Source organism: Streptosporangium sandarakinum (assembly GCF_050942225.1).
GTDB lineage: Bacteria > Actinomycetota > Actinomycetes > Streptosporangiales > Streptosporangiaceae > Streptosporangium > Streptosporangium nondiastaticum.
In genome coordinates, this window is sequence record NZ_CP192034.1 from 1,819,191 (window position 1) to 1,838,722 (window position 19,532).

The window sequence follows — 19,532 nt, forward strand, 5'->3', positions numbered from 1 at the left end:
ACAACGAATTTTTTGACTCACCGTAGGGAAGTGAGATTTGTGGATCCGCTGAAGGCTCTTGCTGATGCGGAGCGCAAGCCGTACTGGCTCGACAGTCCGGCGAAACCCGAGCCGCTGCCGCGGCTCCTCAAGGACACGACCGCCGATCTCGCGGTGGTCGGCGGAGGCTTCTCAGGGCTGTGGGCCGCCCTGATGGCCAAGGAACGCGACCCGTCCCTCGACGTGGTCCTGCTGGAAGGACGCGGGATCGGCTGGGCGGCCTCCGGCCGCAACGGCGGGTTCGCGGTGGCGTCGCTCACCCACGGCCTCGCCAACGGGCTGGAACGCTGGCCCGAGGAGATCACCACCCTGGAGCGGCTGGGCCGGGCGAACCTCGACGAGATCGGCGAGGCCGTCGGGCGCTACGGCATCGACTGCGCCTACGAGCGCACCGGCGAGCTGCACGTGGCCACCGAGCCCTGGCAGCTCGACGAGATGCGCGAGAGCGTCCAGGCGGCGCGGGAGCTGGGCCTGGGCTACGACGTCCTCGACCGCGACGAGGTCCGGGCGGAGGTGAACTCGCCCACCTACGTCGGCGGCTACTGGGAACGCGACGGCTGCGCCATGATCGACCCCGCCCGGCTGGCCTGGGGGCTCCGGCGGGCCTGCCTGGAGCTGGGCGTGCGCGTCTACGAGAACACGCCGGTCCGCCACATCAGGGACAGCCGGGCCACCATGGACCTGGTCACCCCGCGCGGCACCGTCAGGGCCGCGAAGGTCGCGCTCGGCACCGGCGTGTTCCAGCCGCTGCTGCGCAGGCTGAAGCACTTCCTGGTGCCGGTCTACGACTACGCCCTGATGACCGAGCCGCTGTCGGAGGAGCAGCTCGCCTCCGTCGGCTGGCGCAACCGCCAGGGCGTGGGCGACTCGGCCAACCAGTTCCACTACTACCGGCTGACCGCCGACAACCGCATCCTGTGGGGCGGCTACGACGCGGTCTACTACAACGGCGGCCGCATCAAGCCGGAGTACGAGCAGCGCGACGAGACCTTCGCCAAGCTGGCGGAGCACTTCTTCACCACCTTCCCGCAGCTCGACGGGGTGCGCTTCACCCACCGGTGGGGCGGCGTCATCGACACCTGCAGCAGGTTCAGCGCCTTCTACGGCCACGCCCACGGCGGGCGGCTCGCCTACGCCGTCGGCTACACCGGCCTGGGGGTCGCCGCCACCCGCTTCGGGGCCAACGTCATGCTCGACCTGCTCGCCGGGGAGCCGACGGAGCGGACCGAGCTGCGGATGGTCCGGGAGAAGCCGATCCCCTTCCCGCCGGAGCCGGTCCGCTCGGCGGGGATCCAGATGACACGCTGGTCGCTCGCCCGGGCCGACCTCCACGAGGGTCGCCGCAACCTGTGGCTGCGCACTCTGGACCGGATGGGCCTCGGCTTCGACTCCTGAGGCGCCCTCTGAGGCGTCCCGTCCCGCGGGGACGCGGCCGATCCCGGCCTCGTCCCCGCGGGACGCGCAGCCCCGAGCGGCTCCTCGGCCGGGCGCCGCCGGCCGGTAATCCGATTGCGGCGCCCGACCGGCCCGGTACAAGGTGGGCGGATGATCGTCCGCCGTGAGACCCCCGCCGACATCGACGCCGTCCACCGGGTGACGGCCGCCGCCTTCGCCAAGCCCGACCGGCCCGGCGAGACCCCCTTCGAGGACACCCTGCTGCGCGAGCTGCGCGGCTGCGACGGATGGATGCCTGCGCTGTCCCTCGTCGCGACCGGCCCGGACGGGCAGGTCGTCGGGCACGTGCTGGGCAGCCGCGGCCACGTCGAGGGGGCTCCCGTCGTCGCCGTCGGCCCGGTGAGCGTCCACCCCGCCCACCAGCGGCGCGGCGTCGGCCTCGCCCTGGTGCACACCCTCCTCGGCGCCGCGGATGCCATGGGCGAGCCGATGGCGGTGCTGGTCGGCTCGCCCGTCTACTACTCGCGCTTCGGCTTCCGGCCCGCCGGGGCGTACGACGTCGTGTCCCCGGTGCCGGAGTGGGGGGTGTTCTTCCAGGTCCGCGCCCTGTCGGCGTACGACCCGGGCGACCCGGGCCTCCGCGGCGCGTTCGCCTACGCCGAGCCCTTCAACCGGGGTCGGCAGACGCGTCAGTCGTCGCAGTCGCCGAGCGTCTACACGTCGCCGAAGTGCTCACCCTGGACACCAGAGATTTCTCCGTGATCCGGCCCGCGCATGTTCCCGCGTTCACTGTGATGTCCAGCTGATCTCTTCGCCGCGTTTGTGGTGCCATAGTGGTGAGGTTGCAGATCATGCATGGAACCGAAGTTTCCGATCAAGGGTCGCCCGCGGGTAGGGGCGGGAGTCGTCCAGACTGGGACGCATGACCGAGAGGGTTGAGTTCGAGGCCGACGGGATCACGCTCGTCGGCGACCTGCGGGCGCCGGACGGCCCCGGCCCGCACCCGGCGCTGGTCCTCACCGGGCCGTTCACCGGCACCCGCGACCAGGTGACCGGGCTGTACGCCGAACGGCTGACCGCCGCCGGATACGTGACGCTGGCCTTCGACCACCGCAACTGGGGGGAGTCCGGTGGGACGCCGCGCCTGCACGAGGACCCGCAGGGCAAGCTGCACGACCTGCGGGCGGCGGTCTCGCTGCTGCGCTCGCGGCCCGAGGCCGACGGCGCCAGGATCGGCGCGGTCGGGATCTGCCTGGGCGCCGGCTACGCGCTGAAGTTCGCCGCCTTCGACCCCCGGGTGCGGGTCTTCGCCGGGATCGCCGGCGCCTACAACGACCCCTACACCGCGCGCGCCCGGATGTCACCGGCCGGGTACGAGGAGGCGCTGGCCTCCTTCACCGAGGTCCTGGAGCGCCAGGACCTCGGCGGCGAGGTCGAGTACGTCCCCGCCGTGGCGACGGAGGGGGAGGCGGCCATGCCGGGCGACGAGCCGTACGCCTACTACGGCACCGGGCGCGGCGCGTCCCCGCACTGGCGCAACCAGGTCACCCGGGCCTCCGTCCGCGAGCTGGTCACCATGGACAACATGACCGGCGCCGACTTCCTGTCGCCCAAGCCCGGCCTGGTGGTGCACGGCGTCGTGGACCGCCTCTGCTCCCCGGAGGGCGCGGAGGAGGTCTACAAGCGGATGGACGAGCCCAAGCGGCTCGTCTGGCTGGACGCCCGGCTCCACACCGACCTGTACGACGCCGAACCGCACGTGAGCCGGGCCGTGGAGGCTGTCACCGCCTTCCTCGCCGAGCACCTCTGACCCCGGGCTTCGGGCATCCGGGCGGAACCGGAGGCCGGTGAGGCGTACATCCCGGAGGCGGGGGATCGACCGGCCGGAGGGCGGGTGTCCATCCTTCGATGTACGCCGCGGACAGGTCCGAGGGAGGATGTCCGGCCGGGCCGGGTCCGAGATCGTTGAAGCGTGACGGCGAAACGCATCGACGTGCTGGACCTGCTCCGGGGCGTCGCCATCATGGGAACGCTGGGTACCAACATCTGGATCTTCACCAGCCCGGCGGGCCCGGCCGGGGTGCTGGACGCGCTGGGCGGGACCGGCGCGGTGGAGACCGTCCTGCGCTTCCTGAGCAACGGCAAGTTCCTCGCCCTGCTCACCCTGCTCTTCGGGATCGGGCTGGAGCTGCAGTACCGTTCGGCCGCGCGCCGCGGCGCGCCGTGGCCCGGCCGGTACCTCTGGCGCGCGGGGCTGCTGTTCGCCGAGGGGCTCCTGCACTACCTGCTGGTCTTCGAGTTCGACGTCCTCATGGGATACGCGGTGACCTCGGTCGTGGTGGCCTACCTGATAGGCCGGAGCGACCGGGTGGTCACGGCGTGGACGGCGGGCGCGGGGGTGGTGTTCGCGTCGGTGGTCGGCCTGGTCACTCTCGCCCTGATATCCGACGACACCCCCGCGTCGCCGTCCCGGCCCGGCACGCTGTTCACCGACGGCTCCTACGCCGACCAGGTGGCGGCCCGGATCGAGCTGGCCGGCTTCTACCGGCTGGAGGCCGTGTTCATCATCCCGCTCGGGATCACGCTGTTCCTGCTCGGCGCCCGGCTGATGCGCGCCGGGGCGCTGGAGGACTCCGCCCGCGGCGCCGCGCTCCGCGGACGGCTCATGGCCGCCGGGCTCGGCGTGGGCGTGCCGCTGAATCTGCTGACCTCCTTCGCCGGGGACGACTGGGTCCTGGTCGACCGCTACCTGCTGCCGCCGTTGGTGGCCCTCGGCCTGCTCGCCCTCATCACCGGCGTCGCGCACCGGATGAGCCGCCTGTCCGGCGGGGTCCCCGGTTTCGCGCGGCGCGGCCTGACCGCGGCCGGCCGTACCGCGCTGAGCTGCTACGTGGCGCAGAACCTGATCGCGTCGGTCCTCTGCTACGGCTGGGGTCTCGGCTTGGCAGCGAAGCTCGCGGACCTGCGGCCGTGGTGGACGGTGGCCGCCTGGGCGGGCATCTGCCTGCTGCTGGCCACGCTGTCGGCGCTCTGGCTGCGCCGTTTCCGGCGGGGACCGCTGGAGCTGGTCTGGCACTGGGCCTACACCGCGCCGCGGCGCCGCCTCGCGGCGGCCGACTCATCCGGGCGGTGACGGCGGACGGCTCCGGGCCACTCGCCTTCACCGGGAACGGAGACGCGGCGTCGGGGAGACCCCGGACGCCGGACGCTCCGCCGTCACCTCCGCCCTGAAGTCACTCCGGTTCCACGTGCATGGCGGCCTCCTCGGCGGTGTAGCCGCCGAAGTCCGGGCCGACGTCTTCGGCGATCATGTCGGGCTCGGTGTCGGACGCGGCGCCCTGGTCGGGCTCGACCAGCCGGCCCGCCTGGCGCGGCTCGTCGCCGCCGTACCCGCCGACCGGCCCCGACGGCTGCGACTGGTAGTCGACGTCGATGTCCTCGTCGCGCTGGTAGTCGGTGTTGAGGTCCGCCCCCACGCCGAGGCCGCTGGTCTCGGTCACCTGCTCGTCGAGGTTGTCCGGGATGTCCGGGTCGAGACCGTCCTCGCCGGTGGCCGCCTCGTCCTCGCCGCGGCCGGTCCCCTCTCCCTCCTCCACGCCGAACACCGGCTGGAGCTCGGGCTCCTCGCGGCTGAGGCGGCCGTCGAGGGGTTCCCCGGCGCTCCACTCCTCGGCCGTGGTCCCGTAGTCGTCCAGCGCGCCCGGCTGGTCTGCGGGCAGGGGCTCCTCCTGCGGATCCACCGCCCACTGCTGTTCCGGCGTCCCCTCCTGCAGGTCCGGGATCCCCTCGTCCTCGAACCGCGAATACGGGTCGTCCGGCGTGCGCCGCCTGTCCACAACGATCCCCCTCCGATCATCTCGCCGTCCTTGCGGTGTTCCTCCTGTCACCCGTGCCCACCCCATCGCGGACATAACGAGACGTATGCATCCGCCCGCTCCCTTTGCCCGCCGATCTGAGGGCGGTCCTCGGCGTCGTTTCGTGACAGATGGTAAAATGGCAGACAATTCCCCCGAGAGTTAGGGTTCGGTTTGCCGCGGAGGATCGTCGGTACGGTCGCCGCGATCCTGCTGGCCCTGTTCGCCGTCGTCCACGCCCCTCTCGCGACGCCCGGCCACCGTCACCACGAGCCCGGGGTCGCCGTCATGCTGGCGGGCGGCGCCGTACTGCCTCCGGCCGCTCCACACCAGACCGGCCCCGCTCCCGCGGCCCCGGAGGCCGGGCAGATCCCCGGACCGGGGCCGGGGACCCGTCTTCCGTGCCAACCGTCACGGGTGCGCCTCGCCGTGCCCGCCGTACGCGACAGCTCCGACCCGCGGGCGCCTCCGCAGGGTGATCTCCGACGCACCGACACCGAGATCACTCCACAGGAGGTTTCCAATGTTCGACGAACGTGTGTTCACCATGCCCGCACTCCACCCGGAACGGGTGTTCACCATGCCCGCACTCCATCCGGACGGCGGGCCGCATGGCACTGGGTGACGCTCTCATCGCCCTGGGCGGCTCCTTCCTGGCCGCCGGGGTCATCGCCAGAATCGGCACCCGCGTAGGGCTGCCGACGATTCCGCTGTTCATGCTCGCGGGCATCGTGTTCGGCCCGCACACCCCCGGTCTTGCGCTGGTCGAGAACCCGGCGGACCTGGGGCTCATCGCCGCGCTCGGCCTGATCTTCCTGCTGTTCTACCTCGGCCTGGAGTTCTCCCTCGACGACCTCGTCGAGGGAGGCAGGCGAATGGTCCTGGCCGGGGCCGTCTACATCCTGCTCAACGTCGGGGGAGGGCTGGCCTTCGGGTTCGCCGTCGGCTGGGGCTTCCGCGAGGCGATGGTCCTGGCCGGGGTCATCGGCATCTCCTCCTCGGCCATCGTGACCAAACTGCTGATCGACCTCGGCCGCCTCGGCAACCCGGAGAGCCGCCTCATCCTGGGCGCCATCGTGGTCGAGGACGTGTTCCTCGCGCTCTACCTCGCCGTGCTGCAGCCGGTGCTCAGCGGGGCGGACTCCATCGCCGCCGCGGCGGCCTCCTTCGGCAGGGCGTTCGCCTTCCTGGTCGCGCTCACCGCGGTGGCGCGCTGGGGTGCCCGGCTGGTCAACCGGCTCGTCAGCACCAGGGACGACGAACTGCTCGTGGTGATGTTCACCGGCCTGGCGATCTTCACCGCCGGCGTCGCCGAGGAGTTCGGCGTGTCCGACGCCATCGGGGCCTTCATGATCGGCCTCATTCTGAGCTCGACCAAGGCGGCGCCGCGCATCCGGCAGTTCGTCCACCCGCTCAGGGACGCGTTCGCCGCGCTGTTCTTCTTCGCGTTCGGCCTGTCCATCGAGCCGGGCGACATGCTCTCGGTGGCCTGGCCGATCGCGGCCGCGGTGGCGATCACCCTGCTGCTCAACGTGGCGGCCGGGACGGCCGCCGCGAAGCTGAACTCGTTCGGCCGGCGGGAGGCGGTGAACATCTCGCTCACCGTGCTCTCGCGCGGCGAGTTCGCCCTGGTCCTGGCGACGATGGCGCTCGCCGCCGGGTTGGACACCAGGCTCGCGCCGTTCATCGCCGGGTACGTGCTCATCCTCGCGCTGCTCGGACCGCTGATCGCCAGCCGGTCGGAGGCGATCGTCGGTTTCGTCTCCCGGGGTTCCCGGCGTTCCGGGAAGGGCCGGGCGGACGACCCCGCGGAAGGGGAGAAGCGGGCGGACGGCCCGGCGGATAGGGAGGACCCGGGGGAGAGGGAGGCACGGGACCCGGCCTGACCCCCAGCGCCCGGCGACCGTCCCGGCGGGGACGCGAGCAGAGATCGCGTCCCCGCCCTCAGCCGCTCCGCCGCTCCACCTCCCCGCACGACCGGCACGACCGGGCGACCGGTGTGGCTGGGGGCGACGGGGTGGGGGCGGGCCGGGCGCGGTCAGGGGCGGCGGGTCGAGCCGCGCCGGACCAGCCGCCAGTGAGGAGGCCCGGCGTCCCCGGCCGCGGGGGCGCGCCGAGAGCCACCCGCGCGCAGCGCGCACCCTGGTCGCGCAGGGACTGGGCGATGGTGGTCAGCTCCGCGGCGGCGGCCGCCTCGGTGTCGTCCCACCCGGTGACCGCGAGGTCGCCGGGGACGTCCACCCCCAGGCGCGCCGCGGCGCGGAGGACGCCCAGGGCCAGCTCGTCGCTCATCGCCGCGATCGCGTCGCAGGGGTCCGGGCCGGTCAGCAACCCGGTCGCGAGCGCGTCCGCCTCGCGGGCGTTGTTGGTGGAGCAGACGGCCACCCTGACCTGCTCCCACGGCTTCCCGGTGGCGGTCCAGGCGTCCCGGAAGCCGTGCAGGCGCTGCCTCGTGACGCGGAAGGTCGCGGCGGCGGGGTCGATGCCGGGGAAGACGCCGGTGGCCCTGGTGCGGTCGAGCGGGAAGCCGAGCACCGCGGGCCGGTGGGCGCCGGAGAACGCCTCGCGCCCCGCCGTCTCGGCGGCGGCCCGGTCGTCCGCGGCCACGAAGGGGAGGTCGTCCCGGAGCGGGCCGCCGTGCACCACCGCCGGCAGTCCCAGGGCGGCGATGGCGTCGATGACGGGGTCGTCGTCCGCGGTGGTCCAGACGACGAAGCCGTCGACGGCCGCTTCGGCGACGCGGTTCGCGTCCCCCGGTCCTCCGGTCATGGGGACGAGGGTCAGCCCCATGCCGTGGTCGGCGCAGACCTGGGCGACTCCCGCGAGGAAGCGGGCGGCCTGCGGGTCGTCGAAGGCGTAGGTGAGGTGCTCGCCGAGGACGACGCCCAGATTGCCGGTGCGACCGCGGCGCAGCGACCGCGCCCCGGGGTGCGGGCCCGGGTAGCCGAGACGTTCGGCGGCCTCGCGGACCCTGGCCCGCGTGTCGGCCGAGACCCGGTCGGGGCGGCCGTAGGCATAGGAGACGGTCATCACCGACACCCCCGCCTCGCGGGCGACCTCGGCCATGGTCGCCCGCCGTCCGCCCGCCGTTCCCGTCATGGGGGAAGGATACCTGTGTAACGATACACATCTCTTGTGTATCGTTACACACATGTCGGGTTCCGAAATCGTCTCCGGGCAGCGGGCCGCCTACGCGGGCTTCGTGGTCTTCGGCGCGTTCTGGGGAGCCTGGGGGGCGTCGGTGCCAGCCATCCGTGACCAGGCGGGTCTGGACGACGGCCGGCTGGGCCTCGCCCTGCTGTTCGTCGGCGCCGGGGCGCTGCCCGCCATGCCCGCCGCGGGCCTGGCCGTCGACCGCTGGGGGCGACGGCCGGCCGCCCTGCTGCTCGTGCTGCTCGGCGCGGTGGGAACGGCGGTGGCGCTCACGGCGCGCGACCTGTGGAGCCTGTCGGCGGGCCTCGCCCTGCTCGGCGCGGCCTCCGGGGCGGCGGACGTGGCGATCAACGCGGCCGCCGGGACGGCGGAGCAGGCCGCGGGGCGGCCCGTCATCACCCGGGCGCACGGGTTCTTCTCCGCGTCCGTCGTGCTCGCGAGCCTCTCCACCGGGCTGCTGGCCGACGTGGGAGCGCCGGTCTACCTGCCGTTCCTGCTGGTCACCCTGGTCGCCGCGGGGCTTGCCCCGGTGGTCGCGGCGGGCGGGCGGGCCGGCGCGGCCGATCGCGCGGCACGGCGTGGTACGGGCACGCCGGGGGAGCGGGCGGGCGGGGACGGCGGTCCCGCGCGGGCACGGCCGGCGGGGGAGGAGGCTCCGGAAGGACGCGCGGGGCGGCCCGCCGTACGTCTCGCGCCGCTCCTGCTGTTCGGCGGGCTGGGCGCGCTGGCCTTCGCCGCCGAGAACGCCCACCAGAGCTGGGGGCGGTCTACCTGGCCGACGTGCTCGGCGCCGGGCCGGTGCTCGCCGCGGCCGCTCCGGCGGTCTTCGCTGCCGTCGTCGCCGTCACCCGCTTCTCCGCCGGCCGGTTGGCGTCCTGGCGCGCCGCGACCGTGCTCGTCTGCGGCGCCGTGACCGCCGCCGCCGGGAGCGCGGCGGTGGCCGTCGCTCCCTCCGCGCCCGTGGCGCTGGCCGGGCTCGTCCTGGCCGCGGCGGGGACCGCGGTGCTGTTCCCCACGTTGCTGGCCGCGGCGAACGACGGTGTCGGTCACGCCGTGCGCGGCCGGGCGACGTCCGTGGTGACGGGCGTCGCCTACCTGGGCTTCCTCGCCGGTCCCGTCTACGTCGGATGGTGGGCCGACGCGACCGGTCTGCCGGGGGCCATGGGGGCCGTGGCGGCGCTGTCGCTCGCCCTCGCGCTCGCGGCCTGGCCTGTCCTGCGGGTGGTCCGCGGGCCGACGGAAAATAAGGGATGCACCTTTTAGGGTAAATTGTCTGCTTGGTGTGTCCAAAGGGGCGCGCCCGTAATGACCGCACGGCGGCCGCGACCCCGCGGTATCTACCCCGGTCGAAGCCCACCACGACGGTGCGGCTCGCCCCGGCCGGGCGATGTCCTCCGTCTGGACCCTGGACGGAGACCCGTTGAAGTCCTACCTCGCCGTTCTCGGCCTGCCGGGAGCCTGGCGCTTCCTCGCCCCCGCGTTCGTCGCCCGCCTGCCGTACGCCATGCTGCAGATCGGCATCCTGCTCCTGGTGCAGTGGTCCACCGGCTCGTACGGCGCGGCAGGGATCGCCTCGGCCGCCGCCGCCGTCGCCCAGGCGCTCGTCGGCCCGCAGACCGGACGGCTGGCCGACCGTCACGGTCAGCCCAGGGTGCTCGTCCCGCAGGTCGTCCTGCACGCCGCCGCGCTGGGCGCGCTGCTGGCGCTGGCCGCCTCGCACGCCTCGCCCGTCACGCTCACCGCCGTGTCGGCGCTGGCCGGCGGGTCGATGCCGCAGGTCGGCTCGATGGTGCGGGCCCGCTGGGCGCACGTGCTGGGCGGCTCCGGCAGGCTGGACACGGCCTTCGCGCTGGAGTCCATGACCGACGAGCTGACCTTCACCCTCGCGCCCATGCTCCTGGTCGCCCTGTCCACCGGCTTCTCGCCCGTCTGGGCGCTGCTCGCGGCCCTGGTCATGGTGGTGGTCGGCACGCTCGTGTTCGCCGGAGTCCGCGAGGGCGCCCCCAAGCCGGTACCGGTCCACGCGCGCTCCCGGGGCGGGGTGCTGCGGCTGCGGGGCGTGGCCCTGCTGGCCGTCGCCTTCGTCGCGCTCGGCAGCGTCTTCGGCAGCCTCCAGGTCGGCATCACCTCCTCGACGGCCGCGCTCGGCCAGTCCGCCGCGACCGGGCCGGTCTACGCGACCTTCTCCGCCGCCAGCCTCGTCGGCGGGCTCCTCTACGGCGTCGTCCGCTGGCGGGTCGGCGCCCCGGCCAGGCTGGCCACCGCCCTGAGCCTGCTCTCGGCGGCCACCGTCGCGCTGTGCTTCGCCGGGTCCGTCCCCATGCTGTACGGCGGAGCCGCCGCGGCCGGCCTCCTCATCGCCCCGGCCGTCATCACCGGCTACACCCTCGCCGAGGGCCTCGTCCCGGCCGAGGTGCGGACCGAGGCGTTCACCTGGCTCAACGGCGGGACCGGCCTGGGCATCGCCACCGGCGCCGCCGTGGCGGGCCAGCTCGTGGACCGCTTCGGCGCGTCCCTGGCCTTCCTCGTCCCGCCGGTCACGACGGGCCTGGCCGCCCTGCTGGTGCTGCTCTCCCTGCGCCGGCTGCGGCCCGCCCCCGACCCCGCCCTTCCCCGCGAGCCGGCCCTGACCGCCTGAACCACGGACCCGGAGGCCGTGGCCGTCCCGCGGTTCGGGGCGGCCACGGGCGGAAGGCGTCAGGCGTCGGCGGCCTCGCGGGCGCGGCGGGCCTCGCGGCGCTCGACGAAGCGGGAGGCGGTCACCTCAAGGCGGTCGAGGAACTCCGCCAGCTCCTCGCGGGCCTTGTCGCCCTCGTCGCCCAGGCTCCCCCGCTCGAACACCGACCACTGCCGCAGGACCGGCATGATGACGTCGTCGAGGTGCAGGCGCAGGTCGTAGATCCCGGCGTGGGCGATGGCCATCGCCTTGCGGCTGAAGCCCTGGATGCCGGTGCCGGGCATCTGGAAGGTGGTCACCACGTCGGTGACGGCGCGCATGGTCTGGGCCGGGTTCAGCTCGAAGGCCGCGCCGAGCAGGTTGCGGTAGAAGAGCATGTGCAGGTTCTCGTCGGCGGCGATCCTGGCGAGCAGCCGCTCGCAGTTCGGGTCTCCCGAGACCTTGCCGGTGTTGCGGTGGGCGATGCGGGTGGCCAGCTCCTGGAAGGAGACGTAGGCCAGCGAGTGCAGCACGCCCTCGTAGGAGTTGGTGAACCCCTCCTCCATGTGCGACATCCGGGCCCGCTCCAGGGCGACCGGGTCGACCGCCCGGGTGACCGTCAGGTAGTCGCGGAGGGCGGTGCCGTGGCGGGCCTCCTCGGCGGTCCAGCGGTGCACCCAGGTGCCCCAGGCGGCGTCGCGGCCGAAGGTCGTGGCGATCTCGTAGTGGTAGCTGGGGAGGTTGTCCTCGGTCAGCAGGTTGACGACGAGGGAGATCCGCGCCGCCTCGGGAATCGTGGAGTCGGTCTCGGACCAGGCCTCGCCGCCGAAGATCCCGTCGTAGTCGCGACCCTCGGACCACGGCACGTATTCGTGCGGGAACCACTCCTTGGCCATTTTGTGGTGCCGGTCCAGTTCTCCGGCGACGACGGGCTCGAGTTCGAGCAGCAGCTCGGTCTGGCTGAACTCCCGCATAGGACCTCTTCCTTACTCTCTACGGTTCCGTAACCTACGTTAGCGTAGGTAAGGGCGGGTGCCGCAGTGGGGATATGTCTCTTTTGTTACTGTCCGGTAGGTTTCATTTCGCGCTCAAGAAGCACCGGCCCCGCTTCGAAGGAAGCGCCCAGCGGCCGGGCGGCGCGAGCCGGAGCGTCCCGTCCGTCCGCGCACCGGGCCGCCAGGAAGACCACGGCCGTGTCGGCCAGCAACGCCAGCCGCTCCAGCAGGCCGTGGTAGCCCGAGCCGCCGACGATCTCCGCGACCGGCGATCCCGGGCGAGCCGCGAGGAACGCCACCAGCGCCGCCACCGACAGGCCGGCCGCCAGCGACAGCGCCGGCTCGCCGAACCGGCGCCCGAGCAGCCGGCCCGCGCAGGGCAGCGCGGTGAGGACCACGGCCGCCGCCCAGCGGTGGACCTCCCCGCCGCCGGAGGTGACCCCGGGCGGCGCGTCGGTGGGGAACACCGCGGTGAGCAGCAGGCCCAGCGCCGCCGCGACGAGCAGTACGCGCGCCGGGTCCACCCGGGTCAGGCCGTAGGCCGTCCACACGCAGCTCACCGCCAGCGCGATCGCGGCGACGGCCATGGCCCAGCCGCTCGGGCCGAACAGGGCGTAACGGCTGGTCAGCTCGGTCATCGGATCCACCGAACCGATCGCCGCCAGATGGGCGTAGGCCATCGCCGCCGCCGCGACGCCCACGCAGGCCATCGCGGGCCGCCGCCACAGCGTGCCCTCTCCGTCCGCGCCGTCCGCTCTCACCGGGTCCCCCCTCATCGCGCCGCTCCTTCCCGCGGCGCTCTTCCCGCCGCGGCGCTTCTTCCGCCGGGTCGCCCCCGGACGTGCGCCTCCCGGCCCGGACCTTCCCGGACGGGGCCCTTCCTCACCGCGCGGCCCTCCGCCGGCCGCGCCGCACGATCCACCGGCCGTCCCACCGCGTGACCTCCCGGTGGCCTCACCACGCCATCTCCCGGTGACCTCGCCGGGCGACCTCCCGGTAGATCGCCTCGAACCGGGCGAGGGACACCTGGTGGTCGTGGGTGAGCGCGATCATCCGGCTCGCCGCGCCCATGGCGGCCCGCCGCTCGGGCGCGCCCAGCACGTCGCCCAGACGGCGCGCCAGTTCCCTCACGTCCCCGGGCCGGTACAGGTGGCCGTTCCCGCCGGGCCGTACCAGGTGGGGCAGGGCCATCGCGTCGGCGGCGACGACCGGCAGTCCGGACGCCATGGCCTCCAGCGTCGCGATGCTCTGCAGCTCCGCGACACCGGGCATGGCGAAGACGTCGGCGGCGGCGTAGGCGTCCGGGAGCGTCTCGTCCGGGACGAAGCCGAGGAAGACGACCCGGTCGCCGACCCCGGTCCGGTGCGCCAGCCGGGCGAGCGGCTCACGCTGCCCGCCCGTGCCGGCCAGCGCGATCTGCGCGTCGTGGTCGTTGAGCACGTACGGCAGCGCCCGGATGAGCTCGTCCAGCCGCTTCTCCTCGTCCAGCCGCCCGACGAACAGCACCGTGTGGCGGTCCGGCAGGCCGAGCGCCTGGCGCGCCGGCGACCTGAGACCGCCGCGCGGCTGGAACCGGCGCAGGTCGATGCCGCACGAGACCGGCTCCACCGGATGGGCGAAGCCCTTGCCCGCCAGCAGTTCGGCGGCGATCCGGGTCGGAGTGGTCACCCGGTCGGCCCGGGAGAAGACGCGCCGGAAGTCTCGCCACGCCAGTTCGCCCACCCGGTCGCGCAGCGCGCCCGGGACGTGGGCGAACTGGAAGAGGTTGTCGGGCATGAAGTGGTTGGTGGCCACCACCGGGACGTCCGCGCGCCGGGCCGCCGAGATCGCGGCCCGGCCCACCACGAAGTGCCCCTGCACGTGGACCACGTCCGGCGAGACGGCCGCCACCAGATCGTCCAGCCGGGCCGGTACCGAGATCCGCATCGTCGGGTGCACCAGCACGGGCACCGACCGCAGCCGGTGCACCGTCACCCCGTCCACGTGCTCGGTCCTGGCCGGCCCCTCGTCGGAGGCGCAGGCCACGTGGACCTCGTTGCCCCGGGCGGCCAGCCCGCAGGCCAGCCGGTGGGTGAAGGAGGCGGCGCCGTTCACGTCCGGCGGGTAGGTGTCGGTGGCGATCAGCACCCGCCGCGGCCGGACGGCCGGAAGCGCACGGGCCGGTACGGTGGCCGGCGCGGCGGGGGCGGGGGCGGGCGCGAGAGCGGTGATCATCGGTGGTGCTCCGTTCAGCGGGGAAGGTCGGGGGCGGCTCGCGGAGGGGGGGAGCCGGGGACGGCCGGATGAGGTTCGCGGCGGGGCCGGGGACGGACGGGGCGGTCGGGGCGTGGTGCCCACGAGGCCGCGGGACGGGCCCCGCGGGGCTCAGCGGGCCTGGGGGACGTGCGCGGCGGGCGGCGGGCCGGTGCGGGCCAGCGCGACGGTGCCGCAGGCGGCCAGCAGCGCGGCGGCCAGCGCGGTCAGCGTGGCCGTCGCCCCGGTCGGCAGCGGCTCGCCCAGCAGGACGGCTCCGAAGACGACCGCGGTCAGCGGGTCGGCCACCTGCAGGGAGGCGAAGGCGACACCGAAGTGACCGCAGGCGTAGGCGCGCTGCAGCAGGCCCAGCGCGGCCAGGGCGGGCAGCGGCGCGGCGAGCAGCAGCCACGGCTCCCAGGCGCCGTCGACCAGTACCCGGGTCAGCGTGGCGGTCGCGCCGTACAGCACGCCCGCCGCCATCGCCAGCAGCCCGCCCCGGGCGGTGGGGGAGACGCGCCGGGAGACGGCCAGCAGCCCCAGGGCGACGGTGGCCGCCCCCGCGAGCAGGGCCACCGCCCCCAGGGGCCGAGACGGGGATCGCCGGTGTGCTCCGGCACGGTCAGCACCAGCCCGGTCAGTCCGGCGGCGACCGCGGCCGCGGCGGCCAGCTCGCGCGGCCGTGGCCTGTGGCGTCGCAGGGCCGCCGCGCAGGGCAGCGCGAACAGCAGGCTCGCCGCCCCCAGAGGCTGAACCAGCGTGAGAGGCCCGTACCTCAGCGCGAGGACGTGCAGCGCGGTGCCGGCCCCGACGGCGAGGCCGCCGAGCAGCCAGCGCGGACGCCTGGCCAGGTGGCGCAGCGCGACCCGGTCCGGCCCCGTCTCGGACTGCTGCAGCGCGGCGCCGAGCGCGAAGAACAGGGACCCCAGCAACGCCAGGCCGACGGCCGCCACGCTCATGAGCCCTCCCTCGTCACGCTCACCCGCCCCCGCCGTCCGGCGGGACACGGCCCTCTCCCGATCCCGGGCTCTCCCGATCCGGGTTCCCTCCTCCGATCACGACACGGCGAGATGGCCGGGACGTCTCAGTGAGGCGTCCGGAGGGACGTCCTCCGGCGAACCTCTGGCAGCCTCCCGCGCTCGCGGTGCCCCGATCCATCGGGGTTGTCCCTGACTTCGGTGCGGATTTCCCCCGGGGGACGGGTCGGGGCAGGACGGTCAGTCGTCCGAGACGGCGAGGGCCGGCTCCCGCCCCGGAGCCCCGGCGGTCCGGCGTCGCCGTACGTACCGGACCGTCTCGGCCACCGCGGTGACCGACAGGGCGATGCCGAGGCCGAGCAGCAGCCCCCTGAGCGGGTCGTGCTCGAACGCCGCGCCGCCCACGTAGCCGATCAGCACCGAGTAGACCGCCCATGAGACGGCCGCGACCGCGTCGAAGAGGGCGAACGAGCGCCGGGGGTAGGCGACCGCGCCCATGGTGAGGGTGCAGGCCGTACGGCCCCCGGGGATGTAGCGGGCCGCCACCAGGACGAGCCCGCCGCGTTCGGCCAGCGCGCGCCGCGCCCAGGTGAACGCCCGGTCGCCGCGTCCGCCCCTTCGCAGCCTGCCGTTCGCCGAGCGCCCGATGGCGTAGGAGATGTGGTCACCGGCGAAGGCGCCCAGCGCCGCCACCGCGATCACGGCCGCGACGTCGGGCGCGCCGGTGGAGGCGGCGAACACGCCCGCCGTGATGACGGACGTCTCGGCGGGCACCACGGGGAAGAACCCGTCGAGCAGCGCCAGCGCGAACAGCGCCAGATAGATCCAGGGGGAGGTCATCGCCTGCTGTACGGCGTCGAGAATGGCCTGCGTCACGGCCGCGCTCCTCATCGGTGGGGGTCGGGTGTCCGGACGGCTCCTGCCGGGTCCGGGGGATCTCCCCAGCACGCTGAAGGACCGCCGGGCTCCGGGCATCAGGGAGGGACCCCGGGCCTCGGGGTGGCGTCCCTGAGATCTCCCGGGGACACCGCCGGAACTCGTGCGCCACCGACGCTAGGTGCCGGGCCGCGGTCGGCACATCGGACGTTCAGCCCGTGCCACCCCCTACTTTCGGCGGGGGTCGTGCCCGCTCCCGGGGAGGAGTCGCCCGGCGTCCGCGCCTTGTAACGTCACGAAGGTGATGAAAAGGATGGGCCGGCCGGACCGGCGGGAGCTTGTGACGATCCTGCTGCTCTGCCTGCCGGCGGTCCTGGCCCCCACCCTCCCGGCCTGGTGGGAACCGGCCACCGCCTGGGCGCGGCTGTGGACCATGGCCGCCGAGGTGACCGTGATCTGCGCCGCCGTGCTCGCGAGCCGCCGCGCGCCGGTGCTCCCCATGCTGGCCGTCCTGGTCGCGGGGACATGGAACGTCAGCGAGGGGGCGGCCAGCTTCCAGTTCTGGGGCCTGGACCTGCCTTCGTTCAAGGTGCTGCCGCTGAACGGCCTCACCCTCGCCGCCATCGTGCTGAGCCACCGGGCCGGCCGCCGCGCGCCGGACCCCCGGCCCGCGCTCAGGGCGTTCGCCGTCCTCCTGGGCACGGGCGCCGCCGCGGTCCTCGCTCTCTCCCTCTTCGGCGGCCCGCGGCCCGCCCCGGCCGTCACCGCCTTCTGGCTGCCCGCCCTGTCGGGCGTCCTGCTGTCCGGCCTGCTGCCCTGGAGCGTCGGTCTGCTGTTCCGGCAGCGGGCCGAGCAGCGCCTGCGCGAGCGGCGGCTGGCCGCCGGCCAGGCCAGGCTGCGCGAGCGCAACCGCATCACCCAGGACATGCACGACTCCATCGGCCACGACCTCGCGCTCATCGCGCTGCGCGCCGCGGCCCTGGAGATGGCGCCCGACCTGCCCGTACGGCACCGCCGGGCCGCCGGGGAGCTCCGTGAGGCCGCGGCCGACACCACCGAACGCCTCCACCGGATCATCGGCGTGCTCCGCGAGGACGACCCGGCGCCGCTGACCCCGCCGGAGGAGAGCGTCTCCGACGTGGTCGAACGGGCCGCCGCCTCGGGGCTGCGGGTGGAGCTGCGCGGCGGCGGATCGCTGCGCGACCCCACCGCCCGCAGGGTCGTCCAGGAGTCCCTGACCAACGCCGCCAAACACGCCCCCGGCGCGTCCGTGACCGTGGAGGTGCTCGGCGGGCCCGCCGGGGTCACGGTCGAGGTGACCAATCCGGCGTCCCGGGCGACGATGGGCCGCGCGCGTGGCGGCCCGTCCGGTCCGTCCGGCGGGATGGGCCTGGCCGGGCTGCGCGAGCGGGTACGGCTGGCGGGCGGGATGTTCGAGGCGGGCCCGCGGAACGGCGGCTTCCGGGTCACGGCCCGCCTTCCCCGCGCGGAGTGGTCCGGCGCGGAGCGCCCTGATGCGGAGCGGTCCGGCACTGAACCACTCGATGCGGAGTGGTCCGGCGCGGAGCGGCCCGATGCGGGGTGGTCCGGCACTGAACGGCCCGATGTGGAGTGGCCCCGCGCTGAACGGTCCGGCGCGGAAGTCACCCGGGAGGAGCGTCTCCGCTCCCTCGCAGAGACCGCAGAGACCGCAGAGACCGCAGAGACCGCAGAGACCGGAGGGACCGGAGAGGAAATGGACGTGGACGTGAACATGGACGTGGCGGACGGAACGCGATGATCAAGGTGCTGCTGGCCGACGACGAGACCATGATCCGGGCCGGGGTGCGCGCCGTACTGGCCGTCGACCCGGAGATAGAGGTGGTCGCCGAGGCCGCCGACGGCGGGGAGGCGATCCGGCTCGCCCTCGCCCACCGCCCCGACGTCGTCCTCCTCGACATCCGGATGCCCCGGATGGACGGGCTGGCGGCCGTCGCCGAGTTGCGCCGGGTCGCCCCCGGCACGGCCGTGGTGATGCTCACCACCTTCGGCGAGGACGACTACATCGCCCGGGCGCTCGGGGAGGGCGCGGACGGGTTCCTCCTGAAGTCGGGGGACCCGCGCGAGCTGCTGGCCGGCATCCACGCCGTCGCCGAGGGCGCCGCCTGCCTGTCGCCGCGCGTGGCGAAGCGGGTCGTGTCCGCGCTCGCGGACGGCAGGATGACCCGCGAGGCGTCCGCCCGCGAGCGGGTCGCGGCGCTCACCCCCCGCGAGCGCGACGTGCTCGCCCTGCTCGCGGCGGGGCTGTCCAACGCGCGGATCGCCCGCCGCCTCCACCTGGTGGAGGGGACCGTCAAGGCCCACGTGAGCTCGATCCTCAACCGGCTGGGGGCCGAGAACCGGGTCCAGGCGGCGATCATCGCCCACGAGGCCGGCCTGACGGCCGGGGCCGAGCCGAGCGGCTGAGGACCGGGGCCGAGCGGCCGTCAGGGCGTGGCGGGGAGCGCGGGGGTGGAGGCGGAGTGGAGGCGGTGCAGGACGCGGCGGAAGGCCCAGACGGAGAAGGCGATCGCCGCGCCGCTGATCAGGGCCACGACCGAGGTGCGCACCAGGAGGTAGGCGCCGATCGACTGGTGCAGCAGGAGCCAGATGCTCACCGTCGAGTTCGCCAGCAGCACGAACCCCCACAGCAGGGTGATCCGGGCGAAGAACCGGCGGACCCTCTCGTGCCTGAGCACCGCGGAGGGCAGGTGGATGTAGTCGAGCGTCAGCTTCTGCGCCATCGGGCGGTTCAGCCGCACCGAGGCCAGGAAGACCACGCTGATGCAGATCGTGCCCAGCTCGGGCTGGAGGAAGTAGAACACCATGCTGCCCGTCCACAGCCCCAGCAGCGTCCGCACGGTGATCGCCACGGTGGCGAGGATCATCGTGGCGGGCACCGGGACGCGCCGCAGCAACCGCCATCCCACCCCGATATAGACCCAGCTCAACGCGGCGATGAGCGCTCCGCGCTCGCCGAGGACGGCCAGCGCGGCGTAGAAGACGGCCAGCGGGGCGACCACTCCCTCCAGCAGCTTCGGCGCGGCCTGGCGGGCGAGGACGGTGAGGCGGGGCAGGGTGACGGACGTGTGGCTCATGGCGCGCTCCACGGGAAGGTGGAATGACCGGCGGTGAGGCTTGACGCCTACCCGGACAGCCGGTGAACAGACATGATGGGCTCGTCGTTCCGGGGTACCGGGAATCACCCGGTATCGGGGGGCGGTTTACCGTACCCGACCCCGGAGCATGCCTTCGCTTTAACCGACCGATGCCGCATGGGTCGCGGCGGATCGGCCGATGCTCGGAGTGTGTCCAAGCGGTAACGGTTCGGAAACGT

Annotated in this window: 19 protein-coding genes; 10 read left to right on the forward strand and 9 right to left on the reverse strand. The window is 74.2% G+C overall.

Features of this window, described 5'->3' with window-relative positions:
- The first annotated feature begins 39 nt into the window (after positions 1–39).
- The 4 genes from ACQP10_RS08705 (at position 40) to ACQP10_RS08720 (ending at position 4,567) form a co-directional block, all read left to right on the forward strand.
- Positions 40–1,434 carry an NAD(P)/FAD-dependent oxidoreductase gene (locus ACQP10_RS08705; protein ID WP_346020962.1) on the forward strand — a complete coding sequence of 465 codons (1,395 nt, stop codon included), beginning with the start codon at positions 40–42 and terminating at the stop codon, positions 1,432–1,434.
- A 150-nt stretch (positions 1,435–1,584) separates the two neighbouring features.
- On the forward strand, positions 1,585–2,196 hold the full coding sequence (locus ACQP10_RS08710) for a GNAT family N-acetyltransferase (RefSeq protein WP_433541178.1): 612 nt from the start codon (positions 1,585–1,587) through the stop codon (positions 2,194–2,196).
- Positions 2,197–2,356: 160 nt separating this feature from the next.
- Entirely contained in the window at positions 2,357–3,244 is an 888-nt protein-coding gene (locus ACQP10_RS08715) for an alpha/beta hydrolase (protein WP_346020851.1), read from the forward strand.
- A gap of 162 nt (positions 3,245–3,406) precedes the next feature.
- Positions 3,407–4,567, forward strand: a complete 1,161-nt coding sequence (locus ACQP10_RS08720) for a DUF418 domain-containing protein (protein ID WP_389994224.1) — start codon at positions 3,407–3,409, stop codon at positions 4,565–4,567.
- 100 nt (positions 4,568–4,667) lie between these two features.
- On the opposite strand, the gene ACQP10_RS08725 is transcribed toward ACQP10_RS08720, so the two are convergent.
- Positions 4,668–5,270, reverse strand: coding sequence for a DUF5709 domain-containing protein (locus ACQP10_RS08725; protein ID WP_346020849.1), 603 nt, complete (start codon positions 5,268–5,270; stop codon positions 4,668–4,670).
- A 629-nt stretch (positions 5,271–5,899) separates the two neighbouring features.
- Here ACQP10_RS08725 and ACQP10_RS08730 point away from each other — a divergent pair.
- Positions 5,900–7,174, forward strand: a complete 1,275-nt coding sequence (locus ACQP10_RS08730) for a cation:proton antiporter (protein WP_433541179.1) — start codon at positions 5,900–5,902, stop codon at positions 7,172–7,174.
- A gap of 58 nt (positions 7,175–7,232) precedes the next feature.
- Here ACQP10_RS08730 and ACQP10_RS08735 read toward each other — a convergent pair whose 3' ends face one another.
- Positions 7,233–8,387, reverse strand: coding sequence for a LacI family DNA-binding transcriptional regulator (locus ACQP10_RS08735; RefSeq protein WP_433541180.1), 1,155 nt, complete (start codon positions 8,385–8,387; stop codon positions 7,233–7,235).
- 52 nt (positions 8,388–8,439) lie between these two features.
- Between ACQP10_RS08735 and ACQP10_RS08740 the strand changes: the two genes are divergently transcribed.
- From ACQP10_RS08740 to ACQP10_RS08750, 3 genes are all read left to right on the forward strand, one after another.
- Complete coding sequence (locus ACQP10_RS08740) at positions 8,440–9,354, forward strand: MFS transporter (protein ID WP_433541181.1); 915 nt, start codon at positions 8,440–8,442, stop codon at positions 9,352–9,354.
- Complete coding sequence (locus ACQP10_RS08745; protein WP_433541182.1) at positions 9,240–9,704, forward strand: MFS transporter; 465 nt, start codon at positions 9,240–9,242, stop codon at positions 9,702–9,704. Before ACQP10_RS08740 ends, ACQP10_RS08745 begins: the two co-directional genes overlap by 115 nt.
- Positions 9,705–9,861: 157 nt before the next feature.
- Positions 9,862–11,079: an MFS transporter gene (locus tag ACQP10_RS08750; protein ID WP_346020845.1), complete on the forward strand. Its 1,218-nt coding sequence runs from the start codon at positions 9,862–9,864 to the stop codon at positions 11,077–11,079.
- 59 nt (positions 11,080–11,138) lie between these two features.
- Here the strand turns inward: ACQP10_RS08750 and ACQP10_RS08755 are convergent, their stop codons facing one another.
- The 6 genes from ACQP10_RS08755 to ACQP10_RS08780 form a co-directional block, all read right to left on the reverse strand.
- The gene (locus ACQP10_RS08755) at positions 11,139–12,071 is read right to left on the reverse strand and encodes an acyl-ACP desaturase (protein ID WP_179819056.1); all 933 of its coding nucleotides are present in this window, start codon (positions 12,069–12,071) and stop codon (positions 11,139–11,141) included.
- Between the two features lie 86 nt (positions 12,072–12,157).
- Positions 12,158–12,868: a DUF998 domain-containing protein gene (locus ACQP10_RS08760; protein WP_433541183.1), complete on the reverse strand. Its 711-nt coding sequence runs from the start codon at positions 12,866–12,868 to the stop codon at positions 12,158–12,160.
- Positions 12,869–13,046: 178 nt separating this feature from the next.
- Positions 13,047–14,306, reverse strand: coding sequence for a glycosyltransferase (locus tag ACQP10_RS08765; protein WP_346020843.1), 1,260 nt, complete (start codon positions 14,304–14,306; stop codon positions 13,047–13,049).
- A gap of 150 nt (positions 14,307–14,456) precedes the next feature.
- The gene (locus tag ACQP10_RS08770) at positions 14,457–14,795 is read right to left on the reverse strand and encodes a hypothetical protein (protein WP_433541184.1); all 339 of its coding nucleotides are present in this window, start codon (positions 14,793–14,795) and stop codon (positions 14,457–14,459) included.
- Complete coding sequence (locus ACQP10_RS08775) at positions 14,768–15,283, reverse strand: hypothetical protein (RefSeq protein WP_433541185.1); 516 nt, start codon at positions 15,281–15,283, stop codon at positions 14,768–14,770. Before ACQP10_RS08775 ends, ACQP10_RS08770 begins: the two co-directional genes overlap by 28 nt.
- Positions 15,284–15,541: 258 nt before the next feature.
- Positions 15,542–16,177, reverse strand: a complete 636-nt coding sequence (locus tag ACQP10_RS08780; RefSeq protein ID WP_346020841.1) for a DedA family protein — start codon at positions 16,175–16,177, stop codon at positions 15,542–15,544.
- A gap of 304 nt (positions 16,178–16,481) precedes the next feature.
- On the opposite strand from ACQP10_RS08780, the gene ACQP10_RS08785 reads away from it, so the two are divergent.
- Together ACQP10_RS08785 and ACQP10_RS08790 are read left to right on the forward strand one after the other, a co-directional pair.
- Entirely contained in the window at positions 16,482–17,957 is a 1,476-nt protein-coding gene (locus ACQP10_RS08785) for a sensor histidine kinase (RefSeq protein WP_433541886.1), read from the forward strand.
- Positions 17,954–18,622, forward strand: a complete 669-nt coding sequence (locus tag ACQP10_RS08790; RefSeq protein ID WP_433541186.1) for a response regulator — start codon at positions 17,954–17,956, stop codon at positions 18,620–18,622. Before ACQP10_RS08785 ends, ACQP10_RS08790 begins: the two co-directional genes overlap by 4 nt.
- A 20-nt stretch (positions 18,623–18,642) precedes the next feature.
- Here ACQP10_RS08790 and ACQP10_RS08795 read toward each other — a convergent pair whose 3' ends face one another.
- On the reverse strand, positions 18,643–19,293 hold the full coding sequence (locus ACQP10_RS08795; RefSeq protein ID WP_433541187.1) for a VC0807 family protein: 651 nt from the start codon (positions 19,291–19,293) through the stop codon (positions 18,643–18,645).
- Between the last annotated feature and the right edge of the window lie 239 nt (positions 19,294–19,532).